This is a genomic window from Pantoea sp. Ap-967, assembly GCF_011752565.1.
Classification (GTDB): Bacteria; Pseudomonadota; Gammaproteobacteria; order Pseudomonadales; family Pseudomonadaceae; genus Aquipseudomonas.
Genome location: NZ_VWXK01000001.1, coordinates 271,415 through 292,287, shown reverse-complemented (window position 1 = coordinate 292,287; position 20,873 = coordinate 271,415). Strand labels below are relative to the sequence as shown.

The following is a 20,873-nucleotide window of genomic DNA, read 5'->3' as shown; positions in this document are numbered from 1 at the left end:
GGCTTCCCTTACTCAGTGGAGACGCCGCATGCGCACCTTCCTCCCCGCAGCACTGCAACCCGCCGACCTACCCACCCTTGAACAAGCCTTTCAGGACCAACTGATCGAAAACCGCCTGCCCGCCTGGTTGCGCGCGGCCAACCCTGGGCAGCTCTCAGCCTTGGTCGATGCGCTGAAGCTGAGCCAGTATTTTCGCGAAAGGGTCAACGCGTTACTGGCAGGCATTCAGGGGCTCGACCGGTTTGCTAGGGCCAGGCTGGAGCAGGCCCTGGCCGAGCAACAAGGTGAGCCGTTCGACAGCCAGCACTGGGCGTTGCTGGCCGGGCAGCGCCAGCCGCTGATCAACAGCCAGCCGGTGGGGGCACACCTGACGGAAGTGGTCTACCGGCAAGTCCCGCTTCTGGAAGTGGCACTGCGCAATTTCACCGAAGCTGAAACCCTGGATGGCGGCCAACCCAAGGGCAACCGCCTGATGAATGCGCGGGTGCCACTGGCCAAACCGCTGACGGCCGCGCATTTCGCTACCCTGTGCCGCACGCTGGACCTGGGCGCTGCCTACCAACGCCACCTGGACGATCATCTTCGGCCCGCCGAAGGCCGGCCGGACGACAGCGCCAACCCCGCCTCGTTGATGGCCCGCGCCTACCGCTACAGCATGTTGGCCGATGCTCATGTGGCCGGGCTCAAGGGCGTGCTGAACGATAGCGAACTGCAGATGATCTCGCGCCTATGCCTGTTGCATCAGCCACTGCAGCTGGGCAACCGCCCCGTGATCGCCAGGCGGCTGAAGCTGCTCGGCGTGGAACTGCAGCAGGTCGTCGTGCTGGATGTGCAGGAGCAGGGCGTGCTGCGTACCACCAGCGCGCGGGTGCTGGTGTACATTCCAGGCGATGCCCAGGGCGCCTGGCATGCCTACCCGGACCTGCGCCACTTTGCCAATGCGTTGGGCAAGCGGCTGCGTACCCCAAGTTACCAGCGCTTTTTCAACCGCTTCATCCGGCGGCGCGATAGCCAGGCCTTCTTCGCCGCCGTGCAGGGCGGTTATGCCGGCGTTTCGGACCTTGCCAACATCGCCCTCGACGAGCATATGAGTGACTACGCACAGCCCTTGTTCACCCGGCTGGCCGAGGCCCGCATCGAACAGATCAAGGATGACGCGGCCATGCTTGCCGTGCCAACCGCCAGCGTGGACCGTGAGGTGCAGCGGCTGCACGACCAGCGCCTGGCTGCCGAGGGCTGGGGGTTGCTCAACGTCGCCGGGTTCTTCGTGCCGCTGTTGGGCGTAGCGTTGTTGACGGTGTCGGCGGTCGAGCTGCTGGGGGAGGTGTATCACGGGGCGAAAGCGTGGCGCGAAGGGGACAGCAGCGAAGCGCTGGAGCACCTGCTCAACGTTGCCAGCGACCTGGCCCTGATGGCCGTTACGGCCGCCGGGGTAACGCTGGCGCGCGGGCGCTGGACGCGGTCGCGGTGGGTCGACAGCCTGGTGCCGGCCTATTTGGAAGACGGCACGGTGCGGCTGTCCAGTACGCAGCTCCTGGAAGGCTATCGGCAGGCGCCTCCGGCTACCGCGCAGTTGGACGGGGAGGGTATCCTGCGTGATGGCGACCGCGCCTGGGTAGCCATGGACGGTGAGCACTACCCGGTCATCCAGCGCGCCCGCGATGGCCGGTGGCAGTTGCGTGCCCACCAGGGCCATGCACCGCAGCTGTGCCACAACGGCGCCGGTGCCTGGCGCCTGTGGTACGAACAGCCGGCCACCTGGCCGAACACACAGGGCTTGTTCAACCGCCTGGGTATGGCCTTTGCACAACTGCAACCCGAGCGCGTCGGCCAGGTGCTGCTAACGCTGGGGCTGGATGCGGATCACCTGCGTGCACTGCATGTGAACTTGCGCGCACCCGGCGCCGAGCTGAGCGACAGCGTCGCCCGCGCCCTGCTCGATCAGCGCATCGACCAGGTGATCGCGGCGCTGGACGACGACCTGCCGGTAACCGACACGTTGCTGCAGCACTGGGCCCAGCCGCTGCAGGGCACTGCAGGGTTGCCCCCGCGTTCGCTGGCCGAGTACATCCGGGTGCAGCGCCCGCAGCTGTTCCAATTGAGCTATGACGCGCTGCAATTGCCCGATACGCCAGCCGCGGCCACCTTGCGCCGGCAGTTTCCAAGCCTGCACGGCCCGGGCGCCGCCGAACTGCTGGCCTCGGCCAGCGCTGCCGACCGCCGCCTGCTGGAAACCGGCAGAGTGCCATTGCGCCTGGGTGAAGCAGCGCGCCGGATGGTGCGGCGCATACGGGTGGCGCGGGCAGTGGAGGGCATCGTCGTGCAGGCCCCGCAGCAGGCCGACCTGGCGCGCCTGGTGCTGGCCCTGGGCAACCAGCAACCCGGCTGGGCCGAGGGCCGCCGCTGGCGCTTGCTGGAAGGGTCGTTGCAGGGGCTGGTGCTGGCCAGCCATGGTGGGGCAGAAAGTGCCGAGGCGTTCGACCTGGTGCACCTGGGTGGCAGGTTCCAGTTGCATGACCGTCAAGGCAGTACCTTGGGTGAACCCGGCGAGTTGTTCGAGGTGCTGGCCCAGGGGCTGGATGAAACCCGCCGCGAACGCCTGGGCATTGCCCGGGCCTCCGGCCCTGGGTTACGCCAATGGCTGCAGCAGTGCCTGGCGCAGCGCCGCGGCGAGGTGGAGCAATTGCTTGCCCTGCACACGCCGACCACCGGCTGGTGGCAGGCGCCACAGCGCCTGGGTGATGGCCGTATTGGCTATCCGCTCAGTGGCCGCGGTACCCGGCGCGGCCGGCCGGCAGGGCTGTTTGCCGTGGTGCGCATGCTCTACCCAGGCTTCAATGATGCCCAGGTCATGGCGTGGGTGAATGATGTGCACGACTCGGGGCGCTCGGTGGAGAGTACCGTTGCCCGCCTGGCGCGGGAACTCGAAGCCCTCGACACGCAATTGCACGGCTGGGTCCGGCGCAGCAGCAACGACGCGCAACGCGCCGAGCGGCGCTATTTTCGCCAAACCCTGACCAACTGCTGGCAACGCCGCGCGAGCAGCGGCGCGCTGCATCCCGACCTGCCCGATGGGTATCGCCTGAGCGTATGGGCGGTAGACCTGGGCAGCCTGCCCAGCTTGCCGGCCCAGGTCAGCTTCGCCCATGTGCGCGAACTGTCGCTGCTGGACATGAACCTGACCGGCCTGCCGGCCGACTTCCTTAGCGCTTTCCCCAACCTGGAAACCCTGGAGCTTTCCAACAATCACCTGACCCGCCTGCCCCCTGGGCTGATGCAGATGCCGCGGCTGACGCGCCTGGACCTGTACCGCAACGCCGTGGTGCTCGATGCCGAGCAGGCCACGATGCTGGGGAACTGCGAGCACCTGGAATACCTCAACCTCTCGCACAACCCCTTGGGGCGAGTGTTCCCCCTGTACCGCCTGGACCGGCTACGCCGCCTGCACCTGCGCGGCACCGGCATCGACAGCTTTCCTGCCGGCTTGCTGGACCGCCTCGAACTGCTGGTCGCCGACCTGCGCGACAACCAGATCAGCCAGTTGCCTCGGCATTTCTACCGCTCGCCGATCTGGATCAGCAGCTCGGTGATGCTGGAAAACAACCCCTTGGCCCCGCAGGAAGCCGAGCGACTGCAGATCTTCATGCAGGCCAATGCCATCCCCGAGCTGGCTGCGGTCCCTGACGAGGGCAGCAGCGCGTCGCGGTCGCTGTGGCTGGATGCCGCCGCCAACTCAGAGCGTGGCCAACAGTCGGCCAGCTGGGATGAGGTGGACGCCATGCGCGGCAGCGGTGATTTCTTCAACATGCTGCAGTTGTTGCAGGCGTCGGCGGAATTCCAGCAGCGCCCACAAGCCTTGGGCAACCGGGTGTTCGCCATGATGAACGCGATGGTCCAGCACCCGAGCCTTGCCGAGGAACTGCTCAGCCAGGCAACCGAAACCCTGCACTGCCAGGACGGTGCGGCCTTGTGCTTCAGTAACCTGGAGCTGCACATGCTGGTGTGGCGCGCTCGGGTCGATGCCCAGCGCGGTGACAGCCAAGCGGCCTTGCTGCGCCTGGGGCGCCAGTTGTGGCGGCTGGACCGTCTCGACCAGGTGGTGGTGGCGGATATCCAGGCACGCCGGGCAGGCGGGGGCGACCCCGACCAGGTCGAAGTCGGGCTTGCCTACCGGCTCGCCCTGCGCGATGAGTTCGATTTGCCGGCGCAACCTGGCGACATGCTGTTCGCGGCGGTCGCAGGTGTAGACGAGCGGCGCATCGCCCAGGCGCGGCGCAGCCTGCTGGCCGACGAAACGGCGCAAACCCTGGCCGATTCGCTGGTTACCCGCACGTTCTGGCAAGAGCATTTGCTGGCCGCCAACCGCGAACGATTCGACGCGCTCGACGGGCCGTTTCACGAACGCCTCGAAGCCTTGCCCCATGAGGTGGAGGACAGCCATGAAGCCGACTATGCCCAGCGCATGAACAGCATTCGCGACGAGCGCGAGCAGGCCAGGCGCAACCTGATGGGCGAACTGACATTGCCCCTGGTGCGTGAAGCGGCTGGGCAGTCATCAGGGCCAGGCACGCTGGTGTAGCCGGGGTGTTAGCTATCTACTGAACCGCCGCAGGCCACGCCCCTTAGGGTGTCGGGCTCCCACCCCCGGAGTACCCACCGATGCCCAACCGAACCCATGAGCAGGAAAGCGTGCTCGCCATCGAGCGCGCCTTCCAGGACCGCTTCATCGCCGAACGCCTGCCACCCTGGCTCAGCGCGGCTGATGCCTCGCACAGGGGCATGCTTGAGCAGGGCCTGCGCCAGTCGTTGCATTATCGCCAGCAGGTGGCGGCCCTGCTGGGGCACATCGAAGACCTGCACGGCTTCGCCGCCACGCGGCTGCAAGCCGCACTCGACCAGCGCTTCAGGCCACCGCTGGCAACCCATGCCTTGCGCTTCAGCCAGGGCCGGCCCACGCGGCCGTTGCCCAGCCTTGGCCCCAACCGCACCCCGGTGATGGGCAATGTCTACCGCTTGGTACCGCTGGTGGACGCGGCCTTGCTCAACTTCACCCTGGCTGAAACCACCCTGGGTGGCCAACCGCCGGGCAATGGCGTGGTGGACGAGCAGGGCCGTGTCGTGAAGTCGCCAGCCGCCTTGCAGTTCGCCGCCTTGTGCCGTGAGCTGGACTTGGGCCTGCGTTATCAGCAGCACCTGGATGCCGTGCTGCAGCCGGCCAGCGGGCAGGGGCTGAGGGAGCCGCTGCAGGGGCTGCTGCGCAACGCCATGCTCGTCGATGCCTGCAAGGCCAGGTTCGAAGGCGTGCTGAACGAAGCCGAGCTGCAACTGGTGGCCGGCCTGTGCCAGCAGCGTACCCTGGGCAGGCTGGAGGGCGCCAAGGTGGTGGCCCGGCAACTCAAGGCCCTGGGCTGTAGCTTGCAGCAGATTGTGGTGCTCGATGTGCAGGACGAAACCTTCAGCCCCTTGTTCAACCGTTCCCGCCGCGTGCTGGTGTATATCCCCGGCGACCCGCTGGGTGCCTGGAGCGCGTTCGACAACCTGGCGGCATTTGCCCGCCACGTGCTGGACAAACGCCTGCGCGTCAGCAGCTACCAAGCGTTCTTCCGCCGCTTCGTGAAGCGGCGTGACAGCCCAGCGTTCTTTACCCAGGTGCTTGCCCATTACAGCGACCTGCCGGCCTGGGCCACCCGCGAGCTGGACGAGGCCATGCAGGACTACCCGGGCGAGCTGTTCGCCAGCCTGGCCCAAGGGCGTATCGAACAGATCAAGGATGACGCTGCGATGATCGCGGCGCCAGTTGCTGCCATCGACCGTGCCGAGCAGCAGGCGCAGGCGCGGTTTCTGGCGCAAATCGGCTGGGCTTCGGTCGCCGGTGCGAGCTTTTTCCTCCCCGGGCTTGGCCTGGCGCTGCTGGCGGTCACGGCCTGGGAAATGCTCGTGCAGGTGTTTCAAGGTGTCGAGGCCTGGCGCGACGGCGACACACGCGAGGCCGCCGAGCACCTGCTGAATGTGGCTGCAGATGCCGCGCTGCTGGCGACCCTGGCCGGTGGCGGGGCTGTTGCACGTGCGGCGTGGGCACGCAGCCCGTTCGTTGATGCACTGGTGCCGGCGCGTTTGCAGGACGGCAGCCATAAACTCTGGAACCAGGACCTGCGCCCTTACCAAGGCAACCTGCCCGCCGCTGCATCTGCCGAGGGCAATGGCACCCGCCGCCTGGGCGAGCAACGCTGGGTGGAAATGGACGGGCACGGCTACCCGGTGGAGCCAGCGCTGGAGCCTGGCCATTGGCAATTGCGTGCACGTGACGGCCATGCGCCGCGGCTGTTGGGCGACGGCGCCGGGGCCTGGCGAGTGTGGAGCGCGCAACCCCTTGAGTGGGCCGACAGCCGTCAGCTGCTGCGTCGTTTGGGCACCACGTTCGCGCAGTTGGACGATACCCGCATCGACCAGGTGCTCACGGCCCATGCCATGGGCAGCGAACAATTGCGTGCCCTGCTGGTGCTGGGCCAGGCGCCCGAGGCCGAGTTGGTCGACAGCGTGCAACGGGCGCGGCTGGACCAACGCATTGCTGCACTGATCGAGGGCTTGCACAGGGACGAGGCGGTTGCCGACAGCACAGTGCTGCAACATGCCCGGCGTCTACCCTCGGCAGCAGGCCTGGAAGGCCCGGCATTGGCCCGGCAGCTGGAGCAACAGCGCCCAGCACTGCTGCATGCCTGCTACGAGGCCAGCCAGGACAGCGACAGTGCCGATGTGGCGGTGCTGCGGCGGCTGTTCCCCAGCTTGAACCGAACCTCGGCGCAGCGGTTGCTGCGCGCGGCGCCCGCCGCAGACCTTGAGCAGTTGCGCGCCACGGGCAGGGTCAGCCTGCGCCTTGGCCAGGCCGCACGGTTGAGCACCCAGCGCACGCGGGTGGCCCGGGTGTACGAGGCGCTGCAGTTCGATGCACCGCAAGGCCTCGACCTGGCCAGGGTGGTACTGGGTTTGCTCAAGCACCTGCCGGGCGGCGTTCAGAGGGTGGGCTGGCGCCTGTTCGACCGCTATCGCAGCGAAGCGGTACTGTTCAGCACTGCAGCGGGTAGCCGCACACTCGACCTGGTGCACAGCAGTGGCCTGTTTCTGGTCACCGATGCCGACGGGGCCGTGATCGTGGAGCGCCAGGGTTTGTTCCAGGCGCTGGCCCAGGCCCACGGCGCTGCAGCCTTGCGGGCCATGGGCGTGACCGAGCCGTTCGCCGCGAGCCTGCGCAGCAGGTTGCTGGCGCTGGCCACCGAGCATCGCCAGGCGCTGGAGCAGAGCCTGGGCCTGCGTGAAGCCTGGTTCATCCCGCCCCAGCGCTTGAGCGACGGCCGGGTCGGTTACCCGTTGAGCGGGCGCGGCACGCGCGGCGGCTTGGGCGCGCGGCCCCGGGCGCTGTTGAGCTGGGTGCGGCTGATCTACCCCGACTTCACCGATGAGCAGGTCGATGCCTGGATCACCCAGGTTGCGGCGTCCGGCCGGGACGTGCGCACGGAGCTCGACCGCCTGGACCGCGAGTACACCGACCTCAGGAAAACCCTGCGTGCCTGGCTGGCCGAAGCAGACGACGAACTGCTCAGGCGCGACCGCGAGCACGTGGTCGCTCATTTGACCGAAGCCTGGCGCCGGGTGGGCGCGGTGGGACCGGAGGGGGCCCGGCCGATCACCAACCTGCGCCTGACGGTGTACGGCATCCGGCCGAAGGCGTTACCGCCGTTCCCTGCCAATGTCAGCTTTGCCCACATCAGCGAGCTGGCCATGCCGGACATGCGCCTGGACAGTGTGCCGTCGTCCTTCCTGCGTGCCTTTCCCAACCTGATCTGGCTGGACCTCACCGGCAGCCGCCTGGTGCGCCTGCCCGAGGGGCTGCTGCAGATGCAGCAATTACGCGGGCTGGTACTGGCCAACAATCGCCTGGCGCTCAATGCCGAGCAGAGCGCAGGCCTGGCCAACTGCTGGAACCTGGAGCACATCAACCTGTCGCACAACCCCTTGGGCCGCAGCTTCTCGGTGGCGCAGATGCGCGCATTGCGGGTGCTCGACCTGAACAGCACCGGCATCAGGCGCCTGCCGGTCGGCCTGCTGGAGCGGCGCCAGTTGGTGCTGGCAGACCTGCGCAACAACGCCATCGGCGAAATTCCCGAGGCCTTTTTCACTAGCCCCGCCACCCTGCGCCGGGCCCTGCGCCTGGAGGTGCGCACCTTGAACGCGCAGCTGCAGTTGCGGGTCAGCCGCTCGCTTGCCGCCGCAGCCCGGGAGGTGGAGGGCCGGCTGCCCTTGCGCGAACGTGAGGAGCAACTGCTCGAAGAGGTCGAGCCGCGTGAGCGGTGGGCAGGGGAGGTGTTGGTGACCCAGCGCGGGTTGCTGGTGTCGTCCTGGGACAAGGTGCGCAGCTACCCCGGTACCGAGCCGTTGTTCCGGGTGTTGCGCCAACTGCTGCGCAGTGCGGATTTCGTGCGCCACCCCGCGAACCTCGCGCAGCGGGTGTACCAGCTGTTGGACGAGATGGCGGTCAACCCAGCGCTGTGCCAGGCCTTGGTGGAGGTGGCCAACGATGAGTGGGGTTGCCGCGACGGCGCAACCTGGTGCTTTGCCAACCTGGAGGTGGAGCTGCTGGTATGGCACGCCAGCCAGGGCGCCACGGTGCACACGCGGGCGCAGCTGTTGCGCCTGGCCAGGCAGCTGTGGCGGCTGGATGAGGTAGACCGCATTGCCGTGCAGGACATCCTCAGCCGTGGTGGTGACCCTGACCAGAGCGAGGTGGGCCTGGCCTACCGGGTGGGTTTGCGCGAGCGCCTGGTGTTGCCGATCGAAATCGCTGGCATGAGCTACCCGGGCGTTGCCGGGGTCAGCGAGGCGATGCTCGACCAGGCGTACCGCCGGGTACTGGCCGCAGAGAGCCCGGCGCAGCTGGCGGCCTCGGCGGTGGACCGCACGTTCTGGCAAGCCTACCTGCAGCGTACCTACCTCGAGCGCTTCCTGGCCACGGACGAGCCGTTCCAGCAACGCCTGCAAGCGTTGGGCAATGCTTCTTCTGCCGAGCATGAGGTGCTGGCCAGTACCATTCATGTGGACCAACAGGTGGCCCGGCACGAATTGATGCTCGACCTGACCCGTGAAGCGCTGGGGCACATGGTGCAGCTTTCGCCGCCACGCGGCGGCGCTTCCTGAATGGGGCAGGGCCGACTCGGACACGGCAACTTTGAACTATGCTCTGCGTAAATGAAGACGCAGGTTAGGCAGCAGGGCGCGGGGGGCGCGGTAATGGCAAGTTACCTTCTATTACGAGCATCCCAGGCCTTGCTGGATTAGGCTCGCGTGTCGGATCTTTCTCAATGATCTGCAGTCTTTGTTATATCGAGAGGATAAGGAGATACGCATGCTCGTCCGGTCATTGACCCTCGCCATCTTGCTCGCAGCCACAGGAACGTCGTACGCGGCAGACAGTGATGCGCCACTGGCCAAGGAGCTGGGCAAGGCCAGGCCCTTGGTGGTGATCGCCCCCAGCAGCGCCGACCCGACCTTGCGTGGGCTTAACGATGCGTTGAAGGACCCGGCCACCCAGGCGGGGTTCAAGGAGCGCAGCCTGATACTGTTCAGCGTGGCCAACATGATGGGCAAGCGCGAGGACAAGAACCTCGAACAACAGACCACCATGGCCTTGATCCGTGAGCTGAAGCTCGGTGCCAGCAAGGGCACCAAGGTGATCCTGGTGGGCAAGGACGGTGAACGTCACGTGCTCAAGGACGACGAGACGGGCGAGAAGATCGACCCGCAGGCGATTTTCAAGGCTGTGGATGAGCTGCCGGCCACCGAGAAAGCGGTCACCGCCCCGGAACCAGTGGCCGCAGCGCCGGAGCCCAAGCCCAAGGACAGCAAGCCGGGCAAACCGGCCAAGCCTGCCGCCCCGCCCAAGCCGCTGGATGACTGATCAGCGCGGCAGGCGGGCCATCAGCCAGTGGTCCAGGCTCAGGCGCCCGGCGCCCTTGAGCAGCAAGGGCAACAGTGCCACCAGGTAAATCAGCGGCAACTTGAAGTTGCCGTAGCCCTGGTTGGTGATGGCATAGCCCTGGGCCAGTTCCGCCAGGCTCGACCAGTGCGCGGGCCAGTGCACGGCGGCAATCGCCACCACGGTTACCACCATCAACCCGGCCGCCGCCAGCCGGGTGCCCAGCCCCAGCAGCAGTAGCAGGGGCAACAGCAATTCCGCCCACATCGACAGCTGCCAGTTCAGCTCCGCGGGCAGCACGTCGAAGGGAAACGGGAAGTTCGCCTGGATGTCGGCGAACCAGTTGCTGCCATTGAATTTCTCCCACCCGGATTCGAAGAACTCCCAGGCCAGGAACAGCCGCAGGGGCAGGTCGGCACTCCAGTTGCCCAGGCGCTCGACGTGGTTGAAGGTGCGGGTCAGTGTGGTCATGTTGGGATCTCCTATCGGCAACGGCGCGAATGGGGGCGTGCGCTGGCACGCCCGGTGGTCATCGTGTGGCCAGGAGTGTGGCGGGGCGGGGTATCTGCAGTGTGTCGGGGGGGCCTGGGTTGTGTATCGTTTTGTAGGTGAAGCCCGGTTCAGGGCAGTTCGACCTGGGCGCACAGCCCGCCGCTGGCGCGGTTGCTCAGGGTCAGCTGGCCGCCCATGGCCTGGGTCAGCTGGTGGGCAATGGCCAATCCGAGCCCGGTGCCACCGGTGCTTCGGTTGCGCGAGCTTTCCACGCGGTAGAACGGTTTAAGCACCTGTTCCAACTCGTCGGCTGGAATGCCTGGGCCGTCGTCGAGCACGCGGATCAGGGTTTTGCCGTGGGCGCGGCTGACCTCAAGCTGGGCCTTGCCAGCGAACTTCAGGGCATTGTCCACCAGGTTGACCAATACCCGGCGCAGGGCGTGCGGGCGGGTTTCCAGGAGGCTGCCGGTGTCGCCATGGCGCTCGACCTGGGCGCCGCTGTCCTGGTAGTCGAACACCAGGCTGTCGAGGAAGGCGTCAAGGTGCACCCGGCAGGGCGCTTCGGTGTTGATGTCCATGCTGCGGGCATAGGCTACGCCTTCGCGCACCAGGTGCTCCATGGCGTCCAGGTCGTGCCATAGCTTTTCCTTCTCAGTGCCCTCGTCCATTACCTCGACCCTCAGCTTCATGCGGGTGATCGGGGTTTGCAGGTCGTGGGAAATGGCCGCCAGCAGTTGCATGCGCTCCTTCAGGTAGGCGGCGATCCGTGACTGCAGGGCGTTGAAGGCCACCGCCGCGTATTGCACCTCGCGCGGGCCGCTCTCATCCAGCAGCACGCCGGGCTTGTCCGGGTCCAGGTTGTCCACCGCCTGCACCAGGCGAGTCAGCGGGCCAATGGCCAGGCGCACGGCCAACCAGGTGCAGAACAGCAGCACGCCCAGCTGGATCAGCAGCACCAGTGGCAGCCAGCTTGCCACCGGTACCGCCGCAGGGGTGACATCGATGGTCAGCGGCGAGCCGTCAGTCAGCTGCAGGTGAACCTGAAAGTGCGGCACAGGCCCGGGGATGTCCTGGAAACGCAGGTGATAGCTGCCGCCGATGGCCTTGACGATCGACTCGGCGGCCATGGGCGGGTCGTCGCTGGCCATCGAGGTGCCCGCCTGGCCCTGGTCCAGGCGGTAGCGGTAGGTGTGCCGTTCCAGGCGCGGCAGCCAGCTGGCGCGCTCGGCAGCAGGCAGGCGCTCGAAGATCGCCACCGAGGTGGCAACGTCCTGTTCCAGGTGGCTGAGCATCATCGAGCGGCTGCTGACGTAGCGCTCGTAGGCTTGTAGGCTGAACGACAGGCCATAGGCCAGGATCAGCCCGGTGATGAAGATCAGCGCCAGGCGCGAGGCCAGGGTGCGTGGGCCTTTCATGATGGCGACTCAAGCAGTTGCACGGCCAGCGAGAACACATAGCCTTCGCTGCGCACGGTCTTGATGCAGCTGGGTTCGCGTGCGTCATCGCCCAGGCGCTGGCGCAGGCGGCTGACCAGCAGGTCGATGGAGCGGTCGAAGATGTCGGCCTCGCGGCCCTGGGTCAGGTTCAACAGCTGTTCGCGGCTGAGCACCCGCTGTGGGTGGTCGAGAAATACCCGCAGCAGGCGGTATTCGGCGCCGCTCAGGGCAACCAGGGTGCCTTCGCTGTCGAGCAGGTGGCGGGCGGTGGTGTCCAGGCGCCACTGGCCGAAAGCCAGCAGGCGGCTGCTTTCACTGATGGTCAGGTTGGGCGGCAGCATGCGCGTGCGGCGCAGCACGGCGTTGATGCGTGCCAGCAATTCGCGGGCGGAGAAGGGCTTGGTCAGGTAGTCGTCGGCGCCCATCTCCAGGCCGATGATGCGGTCGGTTTCGTCGTTGCGTGCGGTGAGCATCAGCACCGGTGTGTTGCGGTGCTTGCCGGCGCGCAATTCCCGGCACAGCAGCAGGCCGTCGTCACCGGGCATCATGATGTCGAGCACGATCAGGTCGACGCTGTTGGCTTCGAGGAAGGCGCGCATCTGCCGGCCGTCGCCGACGATGCTGGTGCGCAGGCCGTTCTTCTTCAGGTAATTGCCGACCAGCTCGCGGATTTCGCGGTCGTCGTCGACGATCAGGATGTGATCGACATGTTCCATCGGGCAGGGTCCTGTGCAAGGGAAGTGGGCGCAGTGTACCGAGGGTGCACGTACTTGCCTGCGGGGTTTTGTATTGCAGTGTATCTGGCGCTGGCGTTGATACAGCACGACTTACATCGGCCCCCTGGCGACACATGGGGGATACCTCCTGGGCGTGAAATGGCTCTCGACCGGGGAGCAAGGCTTCCCACACCCGAACGTTGCCCAGGAGAACGACCATGAACTTCAAGACCCTCGCCAGCGCCAGCCTGTTCGCCGTGCTCAGCCTCGGTGCCGTGGCCGCCAATGCCACCAGTGCCGCACCCGCCAGCAACGCAGGCGTGATGCAGTACCACTACGGCGATCACCTGGATGTGAAGCGTGTGCTGTCGGTGAAAGACGACCAGCCCGATGCCTGTGGCGTGGTCAATACGCGCATGGACTACCTCGATTCCAGGGGCCAGCACGAAAGCGTCGACTACCTGACCTACTCTTCGGCAGGTTGCCATGACCATTGATCGACGGCTGTTGATCAAAGCAGGGGGCGTGGCCCTGGCGCTGGTTGGCCTGGGCCTGGCCGGGGGGCAACTGATGGCCCGGGACAATTACGGCGCCATGGCGCCGTTGTCCGGTGCCACCGAATGGATCAACTCGCCACCGCTGGACGCACCGGCGCTCAAGGGCAAGGTGGTGCTGGTGGATTTCTGGACCTGGGACTGCATCAACTGCCAGCGCAGCCTGCCACACGTCAATGACTGGGCGCGGCGCTATGCCGACCAGGGCTTGGTGGTGGTGGGGGTACACACGCCGGAGTACGACTACGAGCATGATGTGGGCCAGCTCAAGCGCAAGGTGGCCACGCTGGGGATTGGCTACCCGGTGGCGGTGGACAACGATTACCAGGTGTGGAATGCCTGGGGCAATCAGTTCTGGCCGGCGCATTACTTCGTCGACCGCCAGGGGCAGGTGCGGCATGTGCACTTTGGCGAAGGGGATTATGCCGGGCAGGAGAAAGTCATACAGGCGTTGTTGGATGAGAAAGGGTAAGCCGGTGCGGCCTTCTTCGCGGGTAAACCCGATCCTTGTAGGAGCGGGCTTGCCCCGCGAAGCAGGCGCTGCGGTCACTCAGGAAAAACTGGCAAAATGCGCCTGCATCCGTTCGGCGTCGGCCTGCTTGCCGCTGAACAGCTCGAACGCCTTCACCGCCTGGAACACCGCCATGTTGCTGCCATCCAGCGTGCGGCAGCCCAACGCCCGGGCCGCGCGCAGCAGCTCGGTTTCCAGCGGGAAATAAATGATTTCAGCCACCCACAACCGCGCATGCAGCAGCGCGACCGGCAGCGGTGTGCCCGGCAGCTTGGCCATGCCTACCGGCGTGGTGTTGACCAGGCCATCGGCCTCGGCCACCGCCGTTGCCAGGTCCGTGCCCAGCACCGCGCGGCCTGGGCCGAAATGCCCGTTGAGGTTGTCGACCAGCGCCTGGGCGCGTGCGGTGTCCACCTCGAACAGCAGCAGTTGCTCAACCCCTTCGCTCAGCAGCGCGTGGGCCACCGCCGAACCGGCACCGCCAGCGCCCATTTGCACCACCCGGCGCCGCGACACATCCGGCAGGCCGCGGCGCAGGCCCTCGGCGAAGCCCAGGCAGTCGGTGTTGTGGCCGACCCGCTTGCCATCCTTGAGCACCACGGTGTTCACCGCGCCGATGCCGCGGGCTTCCTCCGACAGCTCATCGAGCAGCGGCAGAATCGCCTGCTTGAACGGGTAGGTGATGTTCAGCCCGGTGAAGCCGGTGTGTTGCGCCGCATCGAGCAGTTGCGCCAGGGCACTGTCGTCGAGTTGCAACTGGTCGGCATCGATCAGGCGGTAAAGGTAACGCAGGGCCTGGGCATCCCCCTCATGCTCGTGCAGGGCAGGGGTGCGCGACAACTGGATGCCGCGGCCGATCAAGCCAGCAAGGATGGCAGGCTGGCTCATGCGCGTGGCTCCTGGAACATCTCGGCAAAGTGGCTCAGGGCCATGCGGTAGCCGTGGCTACCCAGGCCGCAGATCACCCCGACGGCGATCGACGATACGAACGACAGGTGGCGGAACGGTTCGCGCTTGTGCACGTTGGACAGGTGCACCTCGATCACTGGTAGTTCGGCGGCTACCAGGGCATCGCGGATCGCCACCGAGGTGTGGGTCCAGGCGCCGGGGTTTATCAGGATACCGGCGCAGCGGCCGCGGGCGGCGTGGATCCAGTCGATCAGTTCGCCTTCGTGGTTGGTCTGGCGGAATTCGATTTCCAGGCCGTGGGCATGGGCAGTGTCGGCGCACCCCTGGGCCAGGTCGGCAAGCGTTTCGCGGCCGTACTGGGTAGGTTCACGGGTGCCCAGCATGTTCAGGTTGGGGCCGTTGAGCACGAGGATAAGAGGCTTCATGGGAGGCATCGCTTGTTGTTGTTGGATGCGCTTATGTTTGTACCGGGTGGTTAATTAGGTCAATTGGCCGTTGTGTCGCAGGGGCGAAAGTGGGCGATTATCGGACGGTTATGCACATCGCCATCACGCGTGATCGCTGATTACAGAATCGTAATCTTCACGCCACCCCCCCGATAACCAGCCCCTCTTACAGTCCCTCGCCAACGCTTGTCGACGAGGACTTCAACGTGCCCATCCCCCGCAAAATCGCCTGGCTCTGCCTGCTCTGGGCAGCCTGCGCCAGTGCCCAGGCCAGCCAGGGCCTGAGCCTGGCACAGGCGCTCGACGCCGCCTTCGCCAACAACCCGGAGCTGGCCGCCGCCAGCCGCGAAACCGGCATCGCCGAGGGTGAGCGGCGCCAGGCCGGGCTGATCCCCAACCCAGAGCTGTCCTGGGAGGTCGAAGACACTCGCCGTGCCACCAGCACCACCACCGTTACCCTGAGCCAGGCACTGGAGCTGGGCGGCAAGCGCGGTGCGCGCATCGCCGTAGCCGGCAGCGGGCAAGCCATCGCCCAGCTGGACCTGGAGCGCCAGCACAATGGCCTGCGCGCCGATGTGGTGCAGGCGTTCCATGCCGCCTTGCGCGCACAAACTGCGCTGGAATTGGCGCAGCAGTCCCAGGCCTTGACCGAGCGGGGCCTGCGCGTGGTGCAGGGGCGGGTCACGGCGGGCCAGACACCACCGGTGGAGGCCACCCGCGCCCAGGTGCAGCTGGCCCAGGCCCAGGCCCAGGTGCGCCGCGCGAACACCCAGCGCAGCGTGGCCTACCAGGCCCTGGCGCGCTTGACCGGCAGCCCGCAAGCCAGCTTCGATCAGCTCCAGGCCGCCAGCTTGTCGCCTGGCGCTGCACCCAGCGCCGACAGCCTGCTCGCCCGGGTGGAACAGACTGCGGAATGGCGCCTGGCCGCCGCCCAGGTGGCGCGTGGCGAGGCGACGCTGGGTGCGGAAAAAGCCCAGCGTGTCCCCAACCTCACCGTCAGCCTCGGCAGCCAGTACAGCCGCGAGGACCGCGAGCGAGTCAACGTGGTTGGGCTGTCGATGCCCTTGCCCTTGTTCGACCGCAACCAGGGCAACGTACTGGCCGCTGCGCGCCGCGCCGACCAGGCGCGCGACCTGCGCAATGCCGTCGAGCTGCGCCTGCGCAGCGACACCCACAGCGCGGTCAGCCAATGGCACACGGCCATGCAGGAGGTGGACGCCTACGACCGCACCATCCTGCCCTCGGCGCAGCAGGCGGTGGACACCGCCACCCGCGGCTTCGAGCGCGGCAAGTTCGCCTTTCTCGACGTGCTCGACGCCCAGCGCACCTTGATCGAGGCGCGCGGGCAGTACCTGGACGCCCTGGCCTCGGCCACCGATGCGCGGGCCCAGGTCGAACGGATCTACGGCGACCTTGACCCATCGCGCCACCTTTCCATCAGCAGGAGCAGCAATGACTAACCCACGCAAGATAGCCCTCCTGGCCGCTGCCGTGGCCGTGCTCGGGCTTGGCGGCCTGGCCTGGACCGGCAACCTCGGCCTGGCCAACGTTGTCCACGCCAAGCACGACGAGCACGGCGAAGACGGCCACGGCCATGGTGAACAAGCCGGCGAGGCGCATGAGGAAGAAGAGGGCGCGCTGCACCTGTCCAGCGCCCAGATCGAGGCGGCCGGCATCCAGCTGGCCGCCGCCGCCCCGGGTGAGCTGGGCAACACCATCAGCTTCCCCGGTGAAATCCGTTTCGATGAAGACCGCACCGCCCACGTGGTGCCCCGCGTGCCGGGGGTGGTCGAGGCCGTGCAGGCCGAGCTGGGCCAGGCGGTCAAGCGCGGCGAGGTGCTGGCGGTCATCGCCAGCCAGCAGATTTCCGACCTGCGCAGCGAGCAGCAGGCCGCCCAGCGCCGCCTGGAGCTGGCGCGCCTGACCTTCCAGCGCGAGCAGCAGCTGTGGCAGGAACGTATCAGCGCCGAGCAGGATTACCTGCAGGCCCGCCAGGCCCTGCAAGAGGCCGAGATCGCCCTGGCCAATGCCCGCCAGAAAGTCGCTGCCGTGGGCCCGGCCGGTGCCGGCAACCGCTACGAACTGCGTGCCCCGTTCGATGCCGTGGTGGTGGAAAAGCACCTGACTGTGGGCGAAGTGGTCGACGTGACCAGCAACGCCTTCACCCTGTCCGACCTGAGCCGGGTCTGGGCCACCTTCGCGGTTGCCCCGCGCGATCTGGCCAAGGTCACCCAGGGGCGCAGCGTCACCGTCAGTGCGCCGGACCTGGGGGCCGAGGTCGAGGGCAAGGTCAATTATGTCGGCAGCTTGCTGGGTGAGCAGAACCGCGCTGCCACCGTGCGCGCCAGCCTGGCCAACCCCAATGGCGCATGGCGCCCCGGCCTGTTCGTCAGTGTCGCGGTAAGCGTCGAGCGGTTCAGCGCCGCGGTGGTGGTGCCCGAGAGCGCGTTGCAAACCTGGGAGGCGCAAACGGTGGTGTTTGCCCGTACCGAAGAAGGCTTCCAGGCGCGCCCGGTGAGCACCGGCCGCCGCGACGCCGGCCAGGTGGAAATCACCGCGGGCCTGGCGGCCGGCACCCAGGTGGCTGCCGCTGGCAGCTTCGTCCTCAAGTCCGAGCTGGGCAAGGCTTCGGCCGAGCACAGCCATTGATCGCGGGGACGCTTGCATGTTCGAACGCCTGATCCAATTTGCCATCGAGCAGCGCCTGGTGGTGATGCTCGCCGTGCTCCTGATGGCCGCCGTGGGCATCCACAGCTACCAGAAACTGCCCATCGACGCGGTGCCCGACATCACCAACGTGCAGGTGCAGATCAACACCGCTGCACCGGGTTACTCGCCGCTGGAAACCGAGCAGCGCATCACCTTTGCCATCGAGACTGCCATGGCCGGCCTGCCAGGCCTGCAGCAAACCCGCTCGCTGTCGCGCTCGGGCCTGTCCCAGGTCACGGTGATCTTCGAAGACAGCACCGATATCTTCTTTGCCCGGCAACTGGTCAACGAGCGCCTGCAAGTGGCGCGGGAACAGCTGCCCGAAGGCATCGAGGCCAGCATGGGGCCAATCTCAACGGGCCTGGGCGAGATCTTCCTGTGGACGGTGGAAGCCGAAGACGGCGCGTTGAAGGATGACGGCACCCCCTACACACAGACCGACCTGCGGGTGATTCAGGACTGGATCATCAAGCCGCAGCTGCGCAATGTGCCCGGTGTCGCTGAAGTGAACAGCATTGGCGGGCACGCCAAGCAGTACCTGATCGCACCCGAGCCCAAGCGCCTGGCCGCCTACAAGCTGACCCTCAACGACCTGATCGCGGCGCTGGAACGCAACAACGCCAACGTCGGCGCCGGTTACATCGAGCGCAACGGCGAGCAGTTGCTGATCCGTGCGCCGGGCCAGGTGGCTTCGGCTCAGGACATTGCCAACATCGTCATTGCCAGCGCCGATGGTGCGCCCATTCGGGTCAGCCATGTCGCCCAGGTTGGCCTGGGCGAGGAGCTGCGCTCGGGTGCGGCCACCGAAAATGGCCGGGAAGTGGTGCTAGGCACGGTGTTCATGCTGATCGGCGAGAACAGCCGCACGGTGTCGCAGGCGGTGGCGGCCAAGCTTGCCGACATCAACCGCAACCTGCCCAAGGGTGTGCACGCGGTGACCGTGTACGACCGCACCCACCTGGTGGAAAAGGCCATCGCCACGGTGAAGAAGAACCTGGTCGAGGGCGCGATCCTGGTGATCGCCGTGCTGTTCCTGTTCCTTGGCAACATCCGCGCCGCGCTGATCACTGCCCTGGTCATTCCGTTGTCGATGCTGTTCACCTTCACCGGCATGTTCAGCAACAAGGTCAGCGCCAACCTGATGAGCCTGGGCGCGCTGGACTTCGGCATCATCGTCGACGGCGCAGTGGTGATCGTGGAGAACGCGATTCGCCGCCTGGCCCATGCCCAGCAGCGCCACGGCCGCATGCTGACCCGCGCCGAGCGCTTCCACGAGGTGTTCGCCGCCGCCCGCGAGGCGCGGCGGCCGCTGATCTACGGGCAGTTGATCATCATGGTGGTGTACCTGCCGATCTTTGCCCTGACCGGGGTCGAGGGCAAGATGTTCCACCCCATGGCCTTCACCGTGGTGTTGGCGTTGCTGGGGGCGATGATCCTCTCGGTGACCTTCGTGCCGGCGGCCATCGCGCTGTTCGTCACCGGCAAGGTCAAGGAGGAGGAGGGGGTGGTGATGCGCACGGCCCGCCAGCGCTATGCCCCGGTGCTGGCCTGGGTGCTGGGCCGGCGCCGGCAGGCGTTTGCCGGTGCCGCCGTGCTGGTGCTGCTGTCCGGTGTGCTGGCCACGCGCATGGGCAGCGAGTTCATCCCCAGCCTCAGCGAAGGCGACTTTGCCTTGCAGGCCCTGCGCGTGCCGGGCACCAGCCTGTCGCAATCGGTGGACATGCAAAAGCGCCTGGAGCAGGCGATCATCACCCAGGTGCCGGAGGTGGAGCGGGTGTTCGCCCGCACCGGCACCGCCGAGATCGCCTCCGACCCGATGCCGCCGAACATTTCCGATGCCTACGTGATGCTGCGCCTCCAGGCGCAATGGGCAGACCCGGGCAAATCCCGCGATGCCCTGATTGGCGAAGTCCAGCGCGCCGCCGCCAGCGTGCCGGGCAGCAACTACGAGCTGTCGCAGCCGATTCAATTGCGCTTCAACGAGCTGATCTCCGGTGTGCGCAGCGATGTGGCGGTGAAGGTGTTTGGCGATGACATGGACGTGCTCAACCGCACCGCCGCGCAGATCGCCGCACGCCTGGGCCAGGTGCCGGGGGCGTCGGAGGTGAAGGTGGAACAGACCACCGGCCTTCCGGTGCTGACCATCGACATCGACCGCGACAAGGCCGCACGCCATGGCCTGAACGTGGGCGAGGTGCAGGACGCCATCGCCATTGCCGTGGGCGGGCGCACCGCCGGCACGCTGTATGAAGGTGACCGCCGCTTCGACATGGTGGTACGCCTGTCGGAAACCCTGCGCACCGATGTCGACGGGTTGTCCAGCCTGTTGATCCCGGTGCCGGCCAGTGCCGCTTCGGGCGCTGCACAGGTTGGCTTCATCGCGCTGTCGCAGGTGGCCACGCTGAACCTGCAACTGGGCCCCAACCAGGTCAGCCGCGAGGATGGCAAGCGGGTGGTGGTGGTCAGTGCCAACGTGCGCGGGCGCGACCTGGGTTCGTTCGTTGAAGAGGCCGAGCAGGCGTTGCAGCAACAGGTGGCGATTCCACCGGGCTACTGGACCCGCTGGGGCGGCCAGTTCGAGCAGTTGCAGTCGGCGGCCGAGCGTTTGCAGGTGGTGGTGCCGGTGGCGTTGCTGCTGGTGATGGCACTGCTGTTGATGATGTTCAACAACCTCAAGGATGGCTTGCTGGTGTTCACCGGTATTCCCTTTGCCCTGACCGGCGGGGTGCTGGCGCTGTGGCTGCGGGACATTCCGCTGTCGATTTCCGCCGGGGTGGGGTTTATCGCGCTGTCCGGGGTGGCGGTGCTCAACGGCCTGGTGATGATTGCCTTCATTCGCAACCTGCGTGAGGAAGGGCGCAGCCTGCGGGTGGCCGTCGAGGAGGGGGCTTTGACGCGCTTGCGGCCAGTGCTGATGACGGCGCTGGTGGCTTCGCTGGGCTTTATTCCGATGGCCCTGGCCACCGGCACCGGGGCCGAAGTACAGCGGCCGCTGGCGACGGTGGTGATTGGCGGGATCCTGTCGTCGACAGCGCTGACCTTGCTGGTGTTGCCGGCCTTGTATCAATGGGCCTACAGGCGCGAGGAGGATTGACCTCAGGGCCCTATCGCGACCTCTGGTCGCTCCTACGGA

General features: G+C 66.8%; 13 protein-coding genes. 8 read left to right on the top strand and 5 right to left on the bottom strand.

Annotation, left to right across the window (positions count from 1 at the left end):
• Positions 1–28 precede the first annotated feature (28 nt).
• The 3 genes from F3J45_RS01520 to F3J45_RS01510 all read left to right on the top strand — a co-directional run bounded on the left by F3J45_RS01520 (position 29) and on the right by F3J45_RS01510 (position 9,949).
• Positions 29–4,579, top strand: a complete 4,551-nt coding sequence (locus F3J45_RS01520; protein WP_167056176.1) for an NEL-type E3 ubiquitin ligase domain-containing protein — start codon at positions 29–31, stop codon at positions 4,577–4,579.
• A gap of 80 nt (positions 4,580–4,659) precedes the next feature.
• Complete coding sequence (locus F3J45_RS01515) at positions 4,660–9,189, top strand: NEL-type E3 ubiquitin ligase domain-containing protein (RefSeq protein WP_167056173.1); 4,530 nt, start codon at positions 4,660–4,662, stop codon at positions 9,187–9,189.
• A 208-nt stretch (positions 9,190–9,397) separates the two neighbouring features.
• On the top strand, positions 9,398–9,949 hold the full coding sequence (locus tag F3J45_RS01510) for a DUF4174 domain-containing protein (protein WP_167056170.1): 552 nt from the start codon (positions 9,398–9,400) through the stop codon (positions 9,947–9,949).
• Here the strand turns inward: F3J45_RS01510 and F3J45_RS01505 are convergent, their stop codons facing one another.
• The 3 genes from F3J45_RS01505 to F3J45_RS01495 all read right to left on the bottom strand — a co-directional run bounded on the left by F3J45_RS01505 (position 9,950) and on the right by F3J45_RS01495 (position 12,611).
• Positions 9,950–10,438, bottom strand: a complete 489-nt coding sequence (locus tag F3J45_RS01505) for a DoxX family protein (RefSeq protein WP_167056167.1) — start codon at positions 10,436–10,438, stop codon at positions 9,950–9,952. It abuts the gene before it with no gap.
• Between the two features lie 149 nt (positions 10,439–10,587).
• Complete coding sequence (locus tag F3J45_RS01500; RefSeq protein WP_167056164.1) at positions 10,588–11,874, bottom strand: HAMP domain-containing sensor histidine kinase; 1,287 nt, start codon at positions 11,872–11,874, stop codon at positions 10,588–10,590.
• A complete protein-coding gene (locus F3J45_RS01495) occupies positions 11,871–12,611 on the bottom strand; it encodes a response regulator (RefSeq protein ID WP_167056161.1) in 741 nt (246 codons plus the stop codon). The genes F3J45_RS01500 and F3J45_RS01495 overlap by 4 nt, the downstream gene beginning before the upstream one ends.
• 218 nt (positions 12,612–12,829) lie before the next feature.
• Here F3J45_RS01495 and F3J45_RS01490 point away from each other — a divergent pair, with 218 nt between their 5' ends.
• Positions 12,830–13,108 carry a DUF2790 domain-containing protein gene (locus F3J45_RS01490; protein ID WP_167056157.1) on the top strand — a complete coding sequence of 93 codons (279 nt, stop codon included), beginning with the start codon at positions 12,830–12,832 and terminating at the stop codon, positions 13,106–13,108.
• On the top strand, positions 13,098–13,637 hold the full coding sequence (locus tag F3J45_RS01485; RefSeq protein ID WP_167056153.1) for a thioredoxin family protein: 540 nt from the start codon (positions 13,098–13,100) through the stop codon (positions 13,635–13,637). Before F3J45_RS01490 ends, F3J45_RS01485 begins: the two co-directional genes overlap by 11 nt.
• 78 nt (positions 13,638–13,715) lie before the next feature.
• Here F3J45_RS01485 and F3J45_RS01480 read toward each other — a convergent pair whose 3' ends face one another.
• On the bottom strand, positions 13,716–14,564 hold the full coding sequence (locus F3J45_RS01480) for a shikimate dehydrogenase (protein ID WP_167056150.1): 849 nt from the start codon (positions 14,562–14,564) through the stop codon (positions 13,716–13,718).
• Positions 14,561–15,010 carry a type II 3-dehydroquinate dehydratase gene (gene aroQ, locus F3J45_RS01475; RefSeq protein ID WP_167056148.1) on the bottom strand — a complete coding sequence of 150 codons (450 nt, stop codon included), beginning with the start codon at positions 15,008–15,010 and terminating at the stop codon, positions 14,561–14,563. Before aroQ ends, F3J45_RS01480 begins: the two co-directional genes overlap by 4 nt.
• A gap of 227 nt (positions 15,011–15,237) precedes the next feature.
• On the opposite strand from aroQ, the gene F3J45_RS01470 reads away from it, so the two are divergent.
• The 3 genes from F3J45_RS01470 to F3J45_RS01460 are packed head-to-tail and all read left to right on the top strand — an operon-like array spanning position 15,238 to position 20,834.
• The gene (locus F3J45_RS01470; protein ID WP_167056145.1) at positions 15,238–16,491 is read left to right on the top strand and encodes a TolC family protein; all 1,254 of its coding nucleotides are present in this window, start codon (positions 15,238–15,240) and stop codon (positions 16,489–16,491) included.
• On the top strand, positions 16,484–17,680 hold the full coding sequence (locus tag F3J45_RS01465) for an efflux RND transporter periplasmic adaptor subunit (RefSeq protein WP_167056142.1): 1,197 nt from the start codon (positions 16,484–16,486) through the stop codon (positions 17,678–17,680). The genes F3J45_RS01470 and F3J45_RS01465 overlap by 8 nt, the downstream gene beginning before the upstream one ends.
• 16 nt (positions 17,681–17,696) lie before the next feature.
• Complete coding sequence (locus F3J45_RS01460; protein WP_167056139.1) at positions 17,697–20,834, top strand: efflux RND transporter permease subunit; 3,138 nt, start codon at positions 17,697–17,699, stop codon at positions 20,832–20,834.
• The last annotated feature ends 39 nt before the right edge of the window (positions 20,835–20,873 follow it).

Excerpts from the sequence above, each read along its gene's own strand:
- F3J45_RS01520 (WP_167056176.1), top strand. The coding sequence starts at position 29 with ATGCGCACCTTCCTCCCCGCAGCACTGCAACCCGCCGACCTACCCACC.
- F3J45_RS01515 (WP_167056173.1), top strand. The coding sequence starts at position 4,660 with ATGCCCAACCGAACCCATGAGCAGGAAAGCGTGCTCGCCATCGAGCGC.
- F3J45_RS01510 (WP_167056170.1), top strand. The coding sequence starts at position 9,398 with ATGCTCGTCCGGTCATTGACCCTCGCCATCTTGCTCGCAGCCACAGGA.
- F3J45_RS01505 (WP_167056167.1), bottom strand. The coding sequence starts at position 10,438 with ATGACCACACTGACCCGCACCTTCAACCACGTCGAGCGCCTGGGCAAC.
- F3J45_RS01500 (WP_167056164.1), bottom strand. The coding sequence starts at position 11,874 with ATGAAAGGCCCACGCACCCTGGCCTCGCGCCTGGCGCTGATCTTCATC.
- F3J45_RS01495 (WP_167056161.1), bottom strand. The coding sequence starts at position 12,611 with ATGGAACATGTCGATCACATCCTGATCGTCGACGACGACCGCGAAATC.
- F3J45_RS01490 (WP_167056157.1), top strand. The coding sequence starts at position 12,830 with ATGAACTTCAAGACCCTCGCCAGCGCCAGCCTGTTCGCCGTGCTCAGC.
- F3J45_RS01485 (WP_167056153.1), top strand. The coding sequence starts at position 13,098 with ATGACCATTGATCGACGGCTGTTGATCAAAGCAGGGGGCGTGGCCCTG.
- F3J45_RS01480 (WP_167056150.1), bottom strand. The coding sequence starts at position 14,564 with ATGAGCCAGCCTGCCATCCTTGCTGGCTTGATCGGCCGCGGCATCCAG.
- aroQ (WP_167056148.1), bottom strand. The coding sequence starts at position 15,010 with ATGAAGCCTCTTATCCTCGTGCTCAACGGCCCCAACCTGAACATGCTG.
- F3J45_RS01465 (WP_167056142.1), top strand. The coding sequence starts at position 16,484 with ATGACTAACCCACGCAAGATAGCCCTCCTGGCCGCTGCCGTGGCCGTG.
- F3J45_RS01460 (WP_167056139.1), top strand. The coding sequence starts at position 17,697 with ATGTTCGAACGCCTGATCCAATTTGCCATCGAGCAGCGCCTGGTGGTG.